The organism is Streptomyces scabiei 87.22 (assembly GCF_000091305.1).
Lineage (GTDB): Bacteria > Actinomycetota > Actinomycetes > Streptomycetales > Streptomycetaceae > Streptomyces > Streptomyces scabiei.
Genome location: NC_013929.1, coordinates 9,532,134 through 9,546,237, shown reverse-complemented (window position 1 = coordinate 9,546,237; position 14,104 = coordinate 9,532,134). Strand labels below are relative to the sequence as shown.

The 14,104-nt window shown below is 73.1% G+C and carries 15 protein-coding genes; 5 read left to right on the top strand and 10 right to left on the bottom strand.

Annotation, left to right across the window (positions count from 1 at the left end):
• Nucleotides 1-2: 2 nt before the first annotated feature.
• Nucleotides 3-212, top strand: coding sequence for an MbtH family protein (locus SCAB_RS40870; protein ID WP_013005929.1), 210 nt, complete (start codon nucleotides 3-5; stop codon nucleotides 210-212).
• A 70-nt stretch (nucleotides 213-282) separates the two neighbouring features.
• Here SCAB_RS40870 and SCAB_RS40865 read toward each other — a convergent pair whose 3' ends face one another.
• Genes SCAB_RS40865 through SCAB_RS40855 form a run of 3 tightly spaced genes read right to left on the bottom strand, consistent with a single transcriptional unit; the run spans nucleotide 283 to nucleotide 4,951 of the window.
• Nucleotides 283-1,353 carry an iron-siderophore ABC transporter substrate-binding protein gene (locus SCAB_RS40865; RefSeq protein ID WP_037728771.1) on the bottom strand — a complete coding sequence of 357 codons (1,071 nt, stop codon included), beginning with the start codon at nucleotides 1,351-1,353 and terminating at the stop codon, nucleotides 283-285.
• Complete coding sequence (locus tag SCAB_RS40860) at nucleotides 1,353-3,221, bottom strand: ABC transporter ATP-binding protein (RefSeq protein WP_013005927.1); 1,869 nt, start codon at nucleotides 3,219-3,221, stop codon at nucleotides 1,353-1,355. The genes SCAB_RS40865 and SCAB_RS40860 overlap by 1 nt, the downstream gene beginning before the upstream one ends.
• Nucleotides 3,218-4,951 carry an ABC transporter ATP-binding protein gene (locus tag SCAB_RS40855; RefSeq protein ID WP_013005926.1) on the bottom strand — a complete coding sequence of 578 codons (1,734 nt, stop codon included), beginning with the start codon at nucleotides 4,949-4,951 and terminating at the stop codon, nucleotides 3,218-3,220. The genes SCAB_RS40860 and SCAB_RS40855 overlap by 4 nt, the downstream gene beginning before the upstream one ends.
• Nucleotides 4,952-5,222: 271 nt before the next feature.
• On the opposite strand from SCAB_RS40855, the gene SCAB_RS40850 reads away from it, so the two are divergent.
• On the top strand, nucleotides 5,223-5,927 hold the full coding sequence (locus SCAB_RS40850) for a hypothetical protein (protein ID WP_013005925.1): 705 nt from the start codon (nucleotides 5,223-5,225) through the stop codon (nucleotides 5,925-5,927).
• Here the strand turns inward: SCAB_RS40850 and SCAB_RS40845 are convergent.
• Nucleotides 5,909-6,400: an SRPBCC family protein gene (locus tag SCAB_RS40845; protein ID WP_013005924.1), complete on the bottom strand. Its 492-nt coding sequence runs from the start codon at nucleotides 6,398-6,400 to the stop codon at nucleotides 5,909-5,911. The genes SCAB_RS40850 and SCAB_RS40845 overlap by 19 nt on opposite strands.
• A complete protein-coding gene (locus SCAB_RS40840; protein WP_013005923.1) occupies nucleotides 6,397-6,789 on the bottom strand; it encodes a metalloregulator ArsR/SmtB family transcription factor in 393 nt (130 codons plus the stop codon). The genes SCAB_RS40845 and SCAB_RS40840 overlap by 4 nt, the downstream gene beginning before the upstream one ends.
• Nucleotides 6,790-6,856: 67 nt before the next feature.
• Here SCAB_RS40840 and SCAB_RS40835 point away from each other — a divergent pair, with 67 nt between their 5' ends.
• On the top strand, nucleotides 6,857-7,321 hold the full coding sequence (locus SCAB_RS40835) for an RpiB/LacA/LacB family sugar-phosphate isomerase (RefSeq protein WP_013005922.1): 465 nt from the start codon (nucleotides 6,857-6,859) through the stop codon (nucleotides 7,319-7,321).
• Here the strand turns inward: SCAB_RS40835 and SCAB_RS40830 are convergent.
• The 4 genes from SCAB_RS40830 to SCAB_RS40815 all read right to left on the bottom strand — a co-directional run bounded on the left by SCAB_RS40830 (nucleotide 7,293) and on the right by SCAB_RS40815 (nucleotide 11,839).
• A complete protein-coding gene (locus SCAB_RS40830; protein WP_013005921.1) occupies nucleotides 7,293-8,297 on the bottom strand; it encodes a serine/threonine-protein kinase in 1,005 nt (334 codons plus the stop codon). The two genes, SCAB_RS40835 and SCAB_RS40830, sit on opposite strands and share 29 nt — an antisense overlap.
• Complete coding sequence (locus tag SCAB_RS40825) at nucleotides 8,290-8,973, bottom strand: hypothetical protein (protein ID WP_013005920.1); 684 nt, start codon at nucleotides 8,971-8,973, stop codon at nucleotides 8,290-8,292. Before SCAB_RS40825 ends, SCAB_RS40830 begins: the two co-directional genes overlap by 8 nt.
• 5 nt (nucleotides 8,974-8,978) lie before the next feature.
• Nucleotides 8,979-11,306 carry an FHA domain-containing protein gene (locus tag SCAB_RS40820; RefSeq protein WP_013005919.1) on the bottom strand — a complete coding sequence of 776 codons (2,328 nt, stop codon included), beginning with the start codon at nucleotides 11,304-11,306 and terminating at the stop codon, nucleotides 8,979-8,981.
• Nucleotides 11,307-11,428: 122 nt separating this feature from the next.
• The gene (locus SCAB_RS40815; RefSeq protein ID WP_013005918.1) at nucleotides 11,429-11,839 is read right to left on the bottom strand and encodes a hypothetical protein; all 411 of its coding nucleotides are present in this window, start codon (nucleotides 11,837-11,839) and stop codon (nucleotides 11,429-11,431) included.
• Nucleotides 11,840-12,265: 426 nt separating this feature from the next.
• Here SCAB_RS40815 and SCAB_RS40810 point away from each other — a divergent pair, with 426 nt between their 5' ends.
• Nucleotides 12,266-12,655: a nuclear transport factor 2 family protein gene (locus SCAB_RS40810; RefSeq protein WP_037728764.1), complete on the top strand. Its 390-nt coding sequence runs from the start codon at nucleotides 12,266-12,268 to the stop codon at nucleotides 12,653-12,655.
• 118 nt (nucleotides 12,656-12,773) lie between these two features.
• The gene (locus SCAB_RS40805; protein ID WP_013005916.1) at nucleotides 12,774-13,052 is read left to right on the top strand and encodes a DUF1905 domain-containing protein; all 279 of its coding nucleotides are present in this window, start codon (nucleotides 12,774-12,776) and stop codon (nucleotides 13,050-13,052) included.
• Between the two features lie 13 nt (nucleotides 13,053-13,065).
• On the opposite strand, the gene mgrA is transcribed toward SCAB_RS40805, so the two are convergent.
• On the bottom strand, nucleotides 13,066-14,064 hold the full coding sequence (gene mgrA, locus SCAB_RS40800) for an L-glyceraldehyde 3-phosphate reductase (protein WP_013005915.1): 999 nt from the start codon (nucleotides 14,062-14,064) through the stop codon (nucleotides 13,066-13,068).
• Nucleotides 14,065-14,104: the final 40 nt, after the last annotated feature.

Below are 14,104 nucleotides of genomic sequence, written 5' to 3'. Positions count from 1 at the left end.
ACATGAGCAACCCGTTCGAGGACCCCGAGGGCACCTACCTGGTGCTGGTCAACGACGAGAACCAGCACAGCCTGTGGCCGGACTTCGTGGAGGTGCCCGCCGGCTGGCGGGTGGTGCACGGCCCCGGCTCGCGGCAGTCCTGCCTGGACCACGTCGAGACCCACTGGACCGACATGCGGCCGCGCAGCCTGGCCGAGTCGATGGACGGCTGACCCGGGCACACGGGCACACGCAAGGGGGGCCGGTCGGTGACCGGCCCCCTTCGTCGTACTCCCCGCCGCGTCAGGAGGCGGGCTGCTCCACCTTCGTGTCCGTCCTGCCGTCGACGGCCGCCGCCAGCTGCGGGGCCAGCCGCTCGACCACGTAGGGCAGGCTGAGGACGGAGACGAAGGACGTGGCGTTGCCGTAGTCGCTGCTCTCGTTCACGAAGACCTCGCGGCCCTCCTTGACGACCCCCAGGTCCTTGTAGGAGGCGTCCTTGTGCAGCTTCGCGGCGTCCTTGGCCGGGTCGCCGACGATCCACACGAGGGCGTCCTGGTCCAGCAGGTCGGTGCGCTCCTTGCTGATGTTCGCCCCGAACTGGTCGCCGATCGCCTTGTCCAGGTCCTTCGGCAGGGAGAACCCGAGGCCCGTCAGCAGGCGGGAGCGGGCGTCCTGGCTGCCGAAGACGAACATGCCCTCGTACGGGGTGGCCATGGCGGCCGTGGAGCCCTTGAACGCCGGGTACTCGTCGGCCGCGGCCTTGATGTTCGCCTCGGTGGCGGCGACCGCGTCGGCGGCCTCCTTCTCCTTGCCGAGCGCCTTGCCGATCGTCTCGGTCTGCTCCTGCCACGGCACGCCGTAGTCGTTGTACGCCTTCGGCTGGGCGACCACGGGCGCGAACTTGGACAGCGACTCGTACTGCTCCTTGGTGAGTCCGCCGTACACCGCGAGGATCAGGTCGGGCTTGAGAGCGGCGATCTTCTCGATCTGCGGCCCGGTGCCCGTGTCCTTGAGGACGGTCGGCACCTTTCCGGAGCCGAGCTTGTCCTCGGCCCAGGGGCCGATGGCGCCCTGGTAGCCGCCGAGCCACTCGGTGGTGCCGACGGGGACCTTGCCGAGGGCGAGGACCGCGTCCTGGTCGGTGAGGCCGACGGTGACGATCCGTTCGGGCTCGGCCTCGATGGTCGTGCTGCCGTACTTGTGGGCGAGGGAGACCGGGAAGGCGGACTCGCCGGAGGCGCCCGCCTTGCCGTCGGAGCCCGACGCGTCGGAGGCGTCGTCCGAGGAGCCGCCACCGCACGCGGTGGCGAGGAGCAGGGTGGCGGAGGCCAGCACGACGGCGAGCCGTGGCGCTCTGCGGGAGCGGAACATCACAGGTCCTTCGGTTCGGGGTTCTGCGGAGCGGTGCGTGTGGGGGTCTCGGGGGCCGGCCGGGTGCCGGTGTCGCGCGCGTCGGACCAGGCCGACCAGAGGGCGGCGTAGGGGCCCCGCGCGGCCTGGAGTTCGTCGTGGGTGCCGCTCTCGACCACGCGGCCGTCCTCCATGACGACGACGCGGTCGGCGGTGGCCGCCTGGCTGAGGCGGTGGGCGACGATCAGCGCGGTCCGCCCGTCCACGGCGCGGGCGACCGCCTTCTCCAGGGTCCGCGCTCCGGCGCTGCCGGCCTCTGCGGTTGCCTCGTCGAGGATCACCAGCGGCGGGTCGGCGAGGATCAGCCGGGCCAGCGCGAGGGCCTGGGTGCGTTCGCCGCTGAGCCGGTGTCCGCCGTCGCCGACGACGGTGGCGAGGCCGTCGGGCAGGGCCTCGGCCCAGGCGAGGGCGTCGACGCGGTCGAGGGCGGCGCGCAGTTCGTCGTCGCCGGCGTCGGGCTTGGCGAGCCGCAGGTCGTCGGCGAGGGGGCCCGCGAAGACATGGGTCTCCTGGGTGATCAGGGCGATCGTGCGGGAGGCCGCGGGGCCGAGTTCGGTGGGCGGGATCCCGCCCACCAGGACGCTGCCGGTGGTGGGCGCCTGGATGCCCGCGACGAGCTTGGCCAGCGTGGTCTTGCCGGCTCCGCTGGCGCCGACCAGGGCCACGCGTTCGCCGTGGCGGATCGTCAGGTCGATGTCGTGCAGGACGGGACGGCCTGGCCGGTAGGCGTGGCCGAGGCCGCGCACGGTGACGTCGGCGCCGTCGGCCCGCACGGGGTGCTCCGGCGCTGGGGGCACGGGCTCGTCGGTGACGCCGACGAGCCGGGCGAGCCCGGCGGTGGCCGACTGGGCGTCGTCGAGGAGGGCGAGGGCGGCGTTGACGGGGCCGAACAGGCCGTGGAAGTACAGGGCGGCGGCGGTCGCCGTACCGATGCCGGCCGAGCCCTCGCGGACCAGCCAGTAGCCGGTGACCAGGACGGCGGCGAGCCCGATGTACTCGGCGATGTGCAGGCGGCTGTAGAAACCGAGGACGAGCCGTACGCCCCGCATGGTCAGCGTCACCACGGACCAGGAGCGTTCGGTGACCCGTTCGGTGTGCTCCCGGCCCAGCCGGAAGGCGCGCACGGTGGAGCCGCCGCCGATGGTGTCGAGCATCTGCTGCTGCTGGGCACCGGCGGCCACCCGCTGCTCGGCGTAGAGCGGGACGGCGCGTCGGACGTACCAGCGTGCGGTGGCGGCCTGGACGGGGACGGCGAGCAGCGCGGCCAGCAGGAACCGCCAGTCGAGCAGGGCCATGGCCCCGAGCGTGAGGACGATGGTCAGCACGGAACTCGCCAGCGCGGGCAGCGCGTTGCGGACGGCGTCGGCGATGAGGGAGACGTCGGCGGTGACCCGGGCGGTCAGGTCGCCGGCGCCGGCCTTCTCCACGCGCTCCAGCGGGAGTGCGAGGGCGCGTGCGACGAAGCGTTCGCGCAGCCGGGCCAGGGTCGTCTCGCCCAGGCGTGCGATCTGCGAGAGACCGAACCCGGCGGTCACGCTCTGGGCCACGGCGACGGCCACCAGCAGGACCGCCGTGACGGTGATGGCGTCGGCGGACCCGCGGTCGGCGGCCAGGTCGACGATCCGGCCCAGCAGCGGCTGCACGAGCAGGCCGACGGCGGTGGAGGCGACCATCACGGTGAGGGCGGACAGCGCCAGCCGCCGCTGTGGGCGGAGCAGTTCGGCGACGGCGGCCCGGGTGCGGGCGGGCGTGGCGACGGGCAGCAGGTCGGGTCCGGTGCGGTCGTCGCCGCAGGGAGCGGCGTCGACGGCGTCGGCTCGCTCGGTCATGTGAGGACCGCCGTACGGTAGTCGGCGCACGCGTGGACGAGGCGCTCGTGGTCGCCGGCCGCGGTGATCCGGCCGTCGTGGAGGAGGACCGCGCGGTCGGTGACGGCGAGCAGGGCCGGGCTGTTGGTCACCAGGACCGTGGTGCGTCCGCCGCGGACGTCCCTGACGCCTGCGGCGATCCGGGTCTCGGTGACGGCGTCCACGGCGGTCGCGGGCTCGTGCACGACGAGGACCGGCGCGTCGGCGGCCAGGGCGCGGGCCAGGGCGACGCGCTGGCGCTGTCCGCCGGAGAGCGAACGGCCGCGTGCGGTGACGGCCGTGTCGACGCCGTGGGGCAGCGCCCGGGCGACCTCGTCGGTGCCGGAGGCGGCCATCGCGGCCGTGACCCACGCCGGCAGGGGTGGTGGGGTGGCGGGGAGTGCCGCCGTGACGTTGTCCAGGACGGTTCCCTCGAACAGGTCCGCGTCGTGCTCGGCGACGAGGATCGCCGCGCGGACGTCGGTCAGGTCCAGCGCGGTCAGGGCCGTGCCGTCGAGTTCGACGGCGCCCTCGTCGGGGTCGGCGCGGCGGCCGAGGACGCGGAGCAGGGCGGAGGCGTCGGCGGGATCGGTGACGGCGATGCCGACCGTCTCGCCGGGGGCGATGTCGAGGTCGAGGCCGCGCAGGGTGCCGCAGGTGACGGACCGCAGGGTCAGCCGCCCCTCGACGGCGTCCGGGGTCAGGACGTCCGGGGGCAGGGTGTCCGCGGAGGGTGTCCCGGGCACGTCGCCGGGGGCGTCCAGCACCTCCGCGATCCGGGTGGCGGAGGCGCGGCCCTGGGCCAGTTCGGCGTTGATCCAGGCGAACTCGCCGAGCGGGCCGACGAGGAACAGGGCGAGCCCGACGGAGGAGACGAGTTCGCCGAGGCCGATGTCGCCGCGGGCGGCGAGGTGTCCGCCGACGAGGGCGACCAGGGCGATGAGGGCGCCGGTGAGGAGGGTGACCACGCCGTGCTGCCACGCTTCGGCGCGGGCGGCGCGCAGGGTGGAGGCGAGGGAGTCCTGGCTGACGCGGCGGTAGCGGGCGACGGCGGCCCGCTCGGCGCCGATGCCCTTGAGGACGCGTAGTCCGGCCACCAGGTCGGCGGCGACGCCGGACGCCTGTGCGGCGCGTTCCTGCTCGGTCCCGCTGCGGCGTTCCAGGGGTTTGCTCAGCAGGTGTCCCAGCCCCAGCAGCAGGGGGGTGCCGAGGAGGACGAGCAGGCCCAGGGCGAGGGAGACCCGCAGCAGCGCGACGGCGCCGACGACGAGACCCGCGGTGGCCGCGAAGGCGACGATGAGGGCCATGGCGACGGCGCCGACCCGTTTGGCGTCCTCGGTGGCGATGTTCGTCAGCTCGCCCGGCAGTCTTCCCTCCTCGGCGCCGCCCTCGGGTGCGAGGACGCGGGCGACGAGTTCGGTCCTGAGCCGGTGGGCTGCGGTGACGGCGGCGCGCTCGCCGGCCTTCGCGCTGAAGCGGAAGCTGACGGAGAGTCCGACGTACACGGCGGCCAGGACGCCGAGCCACAGCAGGAGTCCGGGGACGTCGCCGTCCACGACCCCGCGGTCGATGGCCAGTCCGATGAGCACCGGCACCAGCGCCTCGCCCGTCTGGTGTCCCATCCCGAGGACCGCGCCCACCACGACGTCCCTACGCTGTCCGCCGACCGCACGCCACAGGACCTTCCGTCCCGGCGGGTCCGCCTTCCTCACGTGTCCCTCCGGACGGGTTCACCTACAGAGAAGTACAGGAAACTTAGGTAAGGCTAACCACATGCGCCGTCCCATGACCAGTCCCGAGACGTCTTCGAGACCTGACCGGGCCTCCCGGACGCCGGGACACCGGCCCACGGCGCTCTCGACCGGCCCACCGACCCGGCAACTGCCCTCACGGCAAAGGCCGTCGGCGAACCCGGGTCCACGTTGTGTACGGCGAGGGCCCGACGCCCAATACTGTGCCCAGACGTCGTCAGGGGGGCACTCGATGAAGTGGTTTCAGCGCGAGCGTGCCGGCCGACGGGCCGTCGTGGCACCGCCGTCCGGGCCCGGCGAGAGCGACGCACCGCCGCCGCAGGCACCGCCCGCGCCGCTCACCACGGGCGCACCGGCCCTGCAGCGGATCGGCGGCCACCGCGACCAGGTCACCCGGCTGACCACCGGGACGGACCCGGTCATCCTCGACATCACCCATACCGGGACCGGACACTTCGCCGTGGACGCGCTGGACGGGCGGCTGCACTCCCAGAGCCAACTCGTCTACACCGGCGGCCCCTTCTCGTGCCGGACCCTGGTGAACGCCGACGGCCGGGAGGTGCGGGCGCTGCGGATCCAGGCGGCCGGTCCCTGGACCGTCGACGTGAGCCCGGTGTCGAGCGCGCTCGCCTGCGAGGGACACGCCCGGCGTCCCGCCTCGGACGTCCTGCGGCACACCGGGGGTCCCGGAATCGCGTCCCTCCGGTACGAGGGCGATCCGCGGTCCGACGACGGCGGCTACTTCCTCGTCGACGCCTTCGAACCGGACGGCGCCGCCTTCCTCGGCCGGCTGGCCGACCATGTGGGCCCCTGGCAGGGCGAGGCCCCTCTCACCGGCCCCTGCCTCGTCCACGTCCGTTCCGACGGGCCGTGGTCGATCACCGTGCGGCCGCGGGATGCCGCGGCGCCTTCGACGTCTCAGGCCTGGGACTCGTAGTACGCCTTCTGGGCCGGGTAGTAGTCCTCGAACTCGGGCCGGGGGCCGCCCTCACGTGCCGCGGTGAGCATGTCCAGGTAGTACTCCCAGCCGGGGCCGATCGAGCCGAGAGCGTCCGGGGGGACGCGATGGTGGACCAGCCGGAGTTCGGTCACCCCCTCGGACTCGGTCAGCAGCAGCTCCAGCGACCAGGAACCCGCCTCGTCCTGCGTCGAGACGGCGAGGCGGTGCGGCGGCTCACAGGCGTCGATCCGCATCGGGGACCACGGGGCCGACTCCTCGAACGTCATCCGTACCTCGACGGTGCGGCCCGGCGCGGCCTCGCCGCGCCAGGGGCCGAACCAGCGGGCGGTGCGTTCCGGCTCGGTGACGCTCGCCCAGACGTCGGACGCGGGGGCGGCGTAGGTACGGGTGAGGACGAGGTCGTGTCCGGACGGCGTGGACAGGAGCTGTCCGGTGGGTTCGGGCGTCATGCCGTGTCCTTCCTGGGGTGGGGAGCGTCGGCCGAGGTCCGGTCAGGCGCGGCTCGTTCCCGGTCCCTGCGGGTGCGGTGGACCTCGGTCTCCAGCGCGGCGAGCCGCTGCGACCAGTCGGTCCTGCGGGTGTCGAACAGGGCGAGCCAGGTGGCGAGGTGGGTGAGCGGGGTGGGCACGAGCGAGTAGCTGCGGTGGCGTCCGAGCTGCTCGTCGGCGACCAGGCCGGCCTCGCGCAGCACGCGCAGATGGCGGCTCACGGCGGGCCGGCTGATGGGGAACCGGCCCGCGATCTCCCCGGCCGCCAGCGGCCCGTGACGCAGCATGAGCAGGATCTCCCGGCGCACCGGATCGGCGATGGCCTCGGCCACCTCGCTGAGGTCGTCCACCCCGAAAGCGTAACCCATCGGTTACGCGTCTGTCAGGGCCTCCGGCGCGCCGGGTAGCCTCGGAGGTATGCGGATCTCCGTCTCCTCGGACATGGACGAGCCCGTCGCGCGTCTCCTGCTCACGGAGCTGCGCGACCGGGGCCACGAGGTGCTGGCCCATGGCGCGCTGCGCGAGGGCGACGATCCCCGGTGGGCGGTCTGCTCGGAGGCGGCGGCGCGCGATGTCGCCGCCGGGAGGGCGGACCAGGCCGTCGTGTGCTGCTGGACGGGCACCGGCGCGTCCATCGCCGCGAACAAGGTGCCCGGGGTACGGGCCGCCCTGTGCGCGGACGCGTACACGGCCGACGGCGCCCGACGCTGGAACCACGCCAACGTCCTGGCGATCGGGCTGCGGCTGACCTCCGGGCCGCTGCTCAAGGAGATCCTCGACGCCTGGTTCGCCGCCGAGGACGGCCGGGACGCCGACGACCGGGAGAACGTGGCCCACGTCGACCGGCTCGACGTCAGCCGGGGGCACGGCCGGGCCGGATGAAGACGGGCGCGGCCCACGGCGGCGGGCCCGGCGGCGCCTCGGGCGGCCCGGACGCCTTCGGTGTGGACACCCTCGGCGGCATCGGCCCCTGCGGGAGGCCGCCGGCGACGTCGGCGGCCCTGAGGGCGGCCACGAAGGACAGACAGGAGTCGTACCGGTCGTCCGGTGACTTGGCCAGCGCCGTCGCCAGCACCCCGTCGACGGCCGGCGGCAGATCGGGGCGCCCCTCGGTCAGCGGGGGCGGCTGGTCGTACTGATGGGCCCACAACAGGGCCATGTCGTCGTCCCGCTGGAAGGGCGGCCGGCCCGCGAGCGTCTCGTGGACGACGCACGCGAGGCTGTAGACGTCGCAGCGGCCGTCGACGGGCTTGCCGGAGATCTGCTCCGGAGCCACGTAGTCGAGGGTGCCCACGAACTGGCCCACGCTGGTGAAGCCGGTCAGGGAGAGCGACTTCTTCGTCAGGCCGAAGTCGGTGAGGTAGACGTGTTCGGGGTGGTCGCTGTCGGTGCCCTGCGCGACCAGGATGTTGCCGGGCTTGACGTCCCGGTGCACCAGACCGTGGTCGTGCGCCGCGTCGAGCGCGGAGGCGACCTGGGCGGCGATCCGGGTGGCGGCCCGCACCGGCAACGGGCCCTCCCGGTCGAGGAGATGCCGCAGATCGCTGCCCGCGACGTACCGCATGGCGATGTAGAGGACCCCGTCCGTCTCGCCCGCCTCGAAGACCGGGACGATGTGCGGGTGGTCGATCGCGGCGGCCACCCGTGACTCGTGGGTGAAGCGCCGCCGGAAGGTGTCGTTGCGGGCGAGTTCCGGGGCGAGCAGCTTGAGCGCGACCGTCCGTTCCAGACGCAGGTCCAGTGCCTGGTAGACGACGGCCATACCGCCCCGGCCGATCTCGCGTTCGATGCGGTAGCCCGCGATCTGCCGTCCGACCAGTTCGGAGGGGCGTCCCGCGTACGGCTGCGTCTCACTCATCGCGGGTCACCGGCGGGACCAGGCGGGTCGGTTCGTGGTCGCGCGGCCCGGGGTCCGCCGGCCGACGACCGGCCGGGGCGTCGGTGGTGCGGTCCCGCGCGGGTTCGGGGCCGGGTTCCGCCACGACGCGCGTCGCCTCGGGAGCCGGGACCGCGGCGGCGGGCGGGTGAGGCGGGGCGGCCGGGGTCGCGCGCGGGGGGTCTCCGACGGCGAAGGCGCTCAGCCGGGTCCCGTCGCAGTACACCCACCGCTCGTGCGCGGCGTCGAACAGCCACAGCGACTCGCCGTCGACGACCACCCCGATCCGCAGCCCCTTCGTACGGTCGTGGAAGGACTCCCCGTCGCGGTGCCCCGCGGCCAGGGCCTCCGCCTCGGTGCGGTAGCGCGACAGTGCCTCCTCGGCGCGGGCCAGCAGCGGCCGCGGGTCGGCGGTCCGCGCAGCGTCCGCGCCGGCAGCGGGCGGGTCCCGGGGTACGGCGACGAGGAGCCGGGCGTCGACCCACGCGGACCAGCCGTTGGCGCACAGGGCGTGCCCCCAGTCACCGCGCCGTTCCAGGAGCTGGACGGGCAGCAACGCGTCGAGCGCCACCGTGGGCCGGGAGGGGTCGGGAAGCTCCCAGGCGGGCAGTCCGCCCGGCGGGACGACATGCGTGGGGAGGAAACCGGGGGTCGTCATCGCGGCTACTTCCGCATCACCGCGGGCTCACGGCGCCGCAGCAGCCGGGCGACGAGCCAGCCGCAGAGCAGCGACAGGACGACGAGCATCCCCATGTCGAGCAGCCACACGCCCGCCGAGTGCGCGAACAGCGGGTCCGACGTGTCGGGGACGATCTGTTCGAGGTCGATCGTGCCGGCCATCGCGGCGAACGCCCATCGCGAGGGCACCAGCCACGCCAGCTGTTCCAGGACGATCGTGCCGCTGACGTCCAGCAGCGCGCCGCAGAACACGACCTGGACGATCGCGAGGAGCACCAGCAGCGGCATGGTGACCTCCTCCTTGCGCACCAGCGCGGAGACCAGCAGGCCGAGCATCATCGCGGTGAAGGCGAGGAGCGCCACGGCGCAGGTGATCTCGACCAGGGGCGGCATCAGCACGCCTTCCCCGTCCGGGGCGCCCAGGTCGACGCCGAGCAGGGCGACCAGGGTGAGGACGACAGCCTGGAGGACGGTGATCGTGCCGAGGACGACGACCTTGGACATCAGGTAGGCGGATCTGGACAGGCCGACGGCCCGTTCGCGCCGGTAGATCACCCGTTCCTTGACCAGTTCGCGCACGGCGTTGGCCGCACCCGTCAACACTCCGCCCACGCACAGGATGAGCAGCGCGTTCATGGCGGTCTCCCGGTCCAGCGCGCTCCCCGCGAGCGCCCTCGCCATCGCGCCCATCACGAACGGCAGCGCGATCATGATGGCGAGGAAGGTGCGGTCGGCGCCGAGCGCGGCCGCGTACCGGCGCACCAGTGTGCCGAGTTGGGCGCCCCAGCTCTGCGGTGTGGGCGGCGGTGCCACGGCGAGCGGCTGGGGGTCCTCGGGCAGGTACGGCCGGCCCAGGGAGGCGGTGACGTACTGCCGGCGGAAGGGCGAGTCGCGGTACTCCCCCGCCCAGTCCCGCTCCCGGTCCCGTTCGAACGCCTCGAAGGCCTCCGGCCACTGGGTGAACCCGAAGAAGGCGAGGGTGTCGTCCGGCGGTCCGTAGTAGGCGACCCTGCCGCCGGGCGCGAGGACGAGGAGCCGGTCGCAGACGTCGAGGCTGAGGACGCTGTGGGTGACGACGATGACGGTGCGGCCGTCGTCGGCGAGGCCGCGCAGCATGTGCATCACCGAGCGGTCCATGCCCGGGTCGAGTCCGGAGGTCGGTTCGTCCAGGAACAGCAGGGAGGGCTTGGTCAGCAGTTCCAGGGCGACGCTGACGCGTTTGCGCTGGCCGCCGGAGAGGCTGTGGATGGGCTGGCCGGCACGCTGTTCGAGGCCCAGTTCGCGGATCACCTCGTCGACCCTGGCCTGCCGCTCGGCCTTCGCGGTGTCCTGGGGGAAGCGGAGTTCGGCGGCGTAGGAGAGGGCTCTGCGGACGGTCAGTTGCGCGTGCAGGATGTCGTCCTGCGGGACCAGGCCGATGCGCTGGCGCAGTTCGGCGTAGTCGCGGTAGAGGTCGCGTCCGTCGTAGAGGACCGTGCCGCTGTCGGCGGGGCGCTGCCCGGTCAGGGCGTTCAGAAGGGTGGACTTGCCGGCGCCGCTGGGGCCGACGACGGCGAGGAGGCATTTCTCGCCGACCGGAAACGAGACGTCGTCCAGCAGCGTCCTGCGGCCGCGGTCGACGGCGACGGTGAGTTCCTGGACATCGAGGGAGACCTCGCCGGTGTCGACGTACTCCTGCAGCTGGTCGCCGACCAGGCAGAACGCGGAGTGTCCGATGCCGACGATGTCACCGGCGGTGACGGGGGCCCGGTCGACGGGGGTGCCGTTGAGGAAGGTGCCGTTGTGGCTGCCGAGGTCGACGATCTCGTAGGTGCCCTCCGGTCGCGCCCGCAGTTCGGCGTGCCGGCGGGAGACGACAAGGTCGTCGACGACCAGGTCGTTGTCGGCGGCGCGGCCGATCCGGACGGTCCGTTCGGGCAGCGGGCGGACGCTGGTGGGCCGGCGGAACGTGCCCGTTGAGGCGGGACGGAAGATGCCGGAGGGGCGCTCCGGGGCGAGGCCGGTGAGCACCGCCCGGGGGCCGTCGGGGAGGCTCCCGAAGTGGATGACCGTGCCGGGGCCGACGTCCCGCTCGTGGATACGCCGTCCGTCGGCGTACGTGCCGTTGGTGCTGTGCTCGTCCTCGATCGTCCAGTGACCGGCCTCGGCCCGCAGTACGGCGTGGTGCCACGAGACCCGGTCGTCGTCGAGGACGACGTCGCTGAGCGGGTCGCGCCCCACGTGGTACGTGTGGCTCGGGGTCATCACCGTGGAGCCCGACTCGGTTTCCAGCACGAGTTCGGGCGCGGTCGATGCGAGGGACCGCTCTGCCATGCAGAAAATTCTACCGATTCACCCCGGTATGCGCCCGGTCGCCCTGGCGAGGCCGCACGAAGCGCGGCGAAGGCGGACCCGAGGCGTGATCACCGGGGCGGCCCGGGAGCCGGGCCTCGCGGTCAGGCGGCAGGGGCGGCGATGCGCTGGGCGATCCGCTGCATACGGACGGCGTCGACGGACTCCGCGAGCAGCTCGTACTCCGTGGTGTCGTCGTTGGTGGCGATGCGGACCAAGTTTCCGGCGGCCAACTCGTCGGCCACCAGGCCCTGTTGCACTTCGTCGGTGGACCAGGCGCGCAGCTGGGCCGGCACGTCCGGCACGGTGTCGGCGACCGGGACGACCGCGTTCGGGGGGAAGTGGGGGTTCTCGGGGTACGGGTCGAGGCGTTCGGCGATCCATAACGCGCGGTCGCGCATCCACCACAGGGCCAGCGCCAGCGTGGGTGCGCGATAGGTCCCGAGGGGCACGCCGACGCGCCGGCCGTCGCACCATCCGTACGCGGTGACATGGCACAGGAATTCGTCGTGCACGCTTCGCTCCCCCGATCGCACCGCCGTCCCGCCCGGCCTCGCTCGCCGCGCGGACTTGCTCTCGCCTCACAGATTTGCTGGTCGTACACATCCGGCGACCCGATAGTCACGCACAGTGACGCGATCGACGCACACGGGTGCGCGATGGTTCATGACTCAATCGCCCTGTCAGTCGAGTATCGCCACGGCTGACACTCTGTCACCATGCTGATTCGGCCAGTCTCCTGGCATATGCGAGCACGCGAATGGCCGAAACGATGCGGCAGGCCCTGCGACCGGGCCTTCCTCGGAATGACCTCCGAGGTAATCGACGCCCTCCGGCGGGTGCGGGCATCGTGTGCGGTGCCGGATCACGAGGACGCCGCTGACGGTTCCGGATCCGTGCCCCGTCCCATACGCACGTCCCCGATGGAGGGTTCAACGATCATGCCCACGAATCAAGAGCGCCGAGACCGCTACGAGACCGCCGTCGCCCGTTACTTCGAGGCGTGGAACGCGACCGGTGAGGACGAGAGGGCCGAAGCGGTCGCCGCCGCCTGGGCCGCCGACGGCGGCTACACCGATCCGCTGGCCGACGTGCGCGGCCATGAGGAGATCGCCGCGCTGATCACGACGGCCCGGAAGCAGTTCCCCGGCCTCGCCTTCCGCCTGGCCACGGCCGTGGACGGCCACCACGACACCGCCCGCTTCGGCTGGGAACTGGTGGACGAGGCCGACGGCGCGGCACCGGTCGCCGGGTTCGACGTGATCACGCTCGACGCGCAGGACCGCATCCGGAGCGTGTACGGCTTCCTGGACCGGGTGCCGGCGGCGTAGCGCCCTTCTGACGGATTTCGGCGGCGGCGCGGGGGCAGGTTGGCCTCCCGGCGATGAGTTCTCCCGCTCCCGGAGGTCTCCCCTGCGTAGCGGACCACCGGAAGCGGAGGACGACATCATGAGCACGCTCGACGAGCAGTTCACGGCGGAGCTGCGCAGGAGCCCCGCCGAAGGCGGCTGGACCTACCTCGTATGGCCCCGGTCCGCCGCCTTCTTCGGCACGCGCGGCCTGGTCAAGGTCCGCGGCACCATCGACGGGCACCCCTTCCGCAGCTCCTTCATGGCCCTCGGTGACGGCACCCACAAGCTGCCCGTCAAGGCCGAGGTGCGCAGGGCGATCGGGAAGGAGGCGGGTCAGTCGGTGACCGTCCGGCTGGAGGAGCGGATCGACCGCTGACCGGCGCCGGAGGTCAGCTCTTGCCCTCGATGATCGCGTCGATCCGGGCCAGCTCGTCCGCCTCGAAGTCGAGGTTGGCGATGGCTCCGACGCTGTCCTCGATCTGCCGGGCGCTGCTCGCGCCGACGAGGGCGGAGGTGACCCGGCCGCCGCGCAGCGTCCAGGCCAGGGCGAGCTGGGCGAGCGTCTGGTTCCGGGACTTGGCGACCTCGTCCAGCGCGCGCAGCCTGCCCACCAGGTCCTCGGTGACGGCGTCGGACTTCAGGAACGGGCTGTCGCTCGCCGCGCGGGAGCCCTCCGGGATGCCGTCGAGGTAGCGGGAGGTCAGCAGGCCCTGCTCCAGCGGGGAGAAGACGATGGAGCCGACCTGCAGCTCGTCGAGCGCGTCGAGCAGTCCCTCGGTCTCCGGGCGCCGGTCGAGCATCGAGTAGCGCGGCTGGTGGATGAGGAGCGGGGTGCCCAGCTCGCCCAGGATGCGGGCGGCCTCCCGGGTCTGCTCGGCCGAGTAGTTCGAGACGCCGACGTACAGCGCCTTGCCCTGCTGGACCGCCGAGTGCAGCGCGCCCATCGTCTCCTCCAGCGGAGTCTCCGGGTCGGGGCGGTGCGAGTAGAAGATGTCGACGTAGTCCAAACCCATGCGCTGCAGGCTCTGGTCGAGCGAGGAGAGCACGTACTTCCGGGAGCCCCACTCGCCGTACGGACCGGGCCACATCAGGTAGCCGGCCTTGGTGGAGATGACCAGCTCGTCGCGGTACGGGGCGAAGTCGGCCTTCAGTGCCTCGCCGAGGGCGGACTCGGCGGAGCCGGGGGGCGGGCCGTAGTTGTTGGCCAGGTCGAAGTGGGTGACACCCAGGTCGAAGGCGCGGCGCAGGATCGAGCGCTGCGTCTCCACGGAACGGTCGGGGCCGAAGTTGTGCCACAGGCCGAGCGAGAGCGCGGGAAGCTTCAGACCACTGCGTCCGGTGCGCCGGTAGGGCATGTCCGCGTAACGGTCGGGGTGTGCGGTGTACAACGCGACTCCAGAGGTTGGCACGGGGGGACCGGGGTCCCTG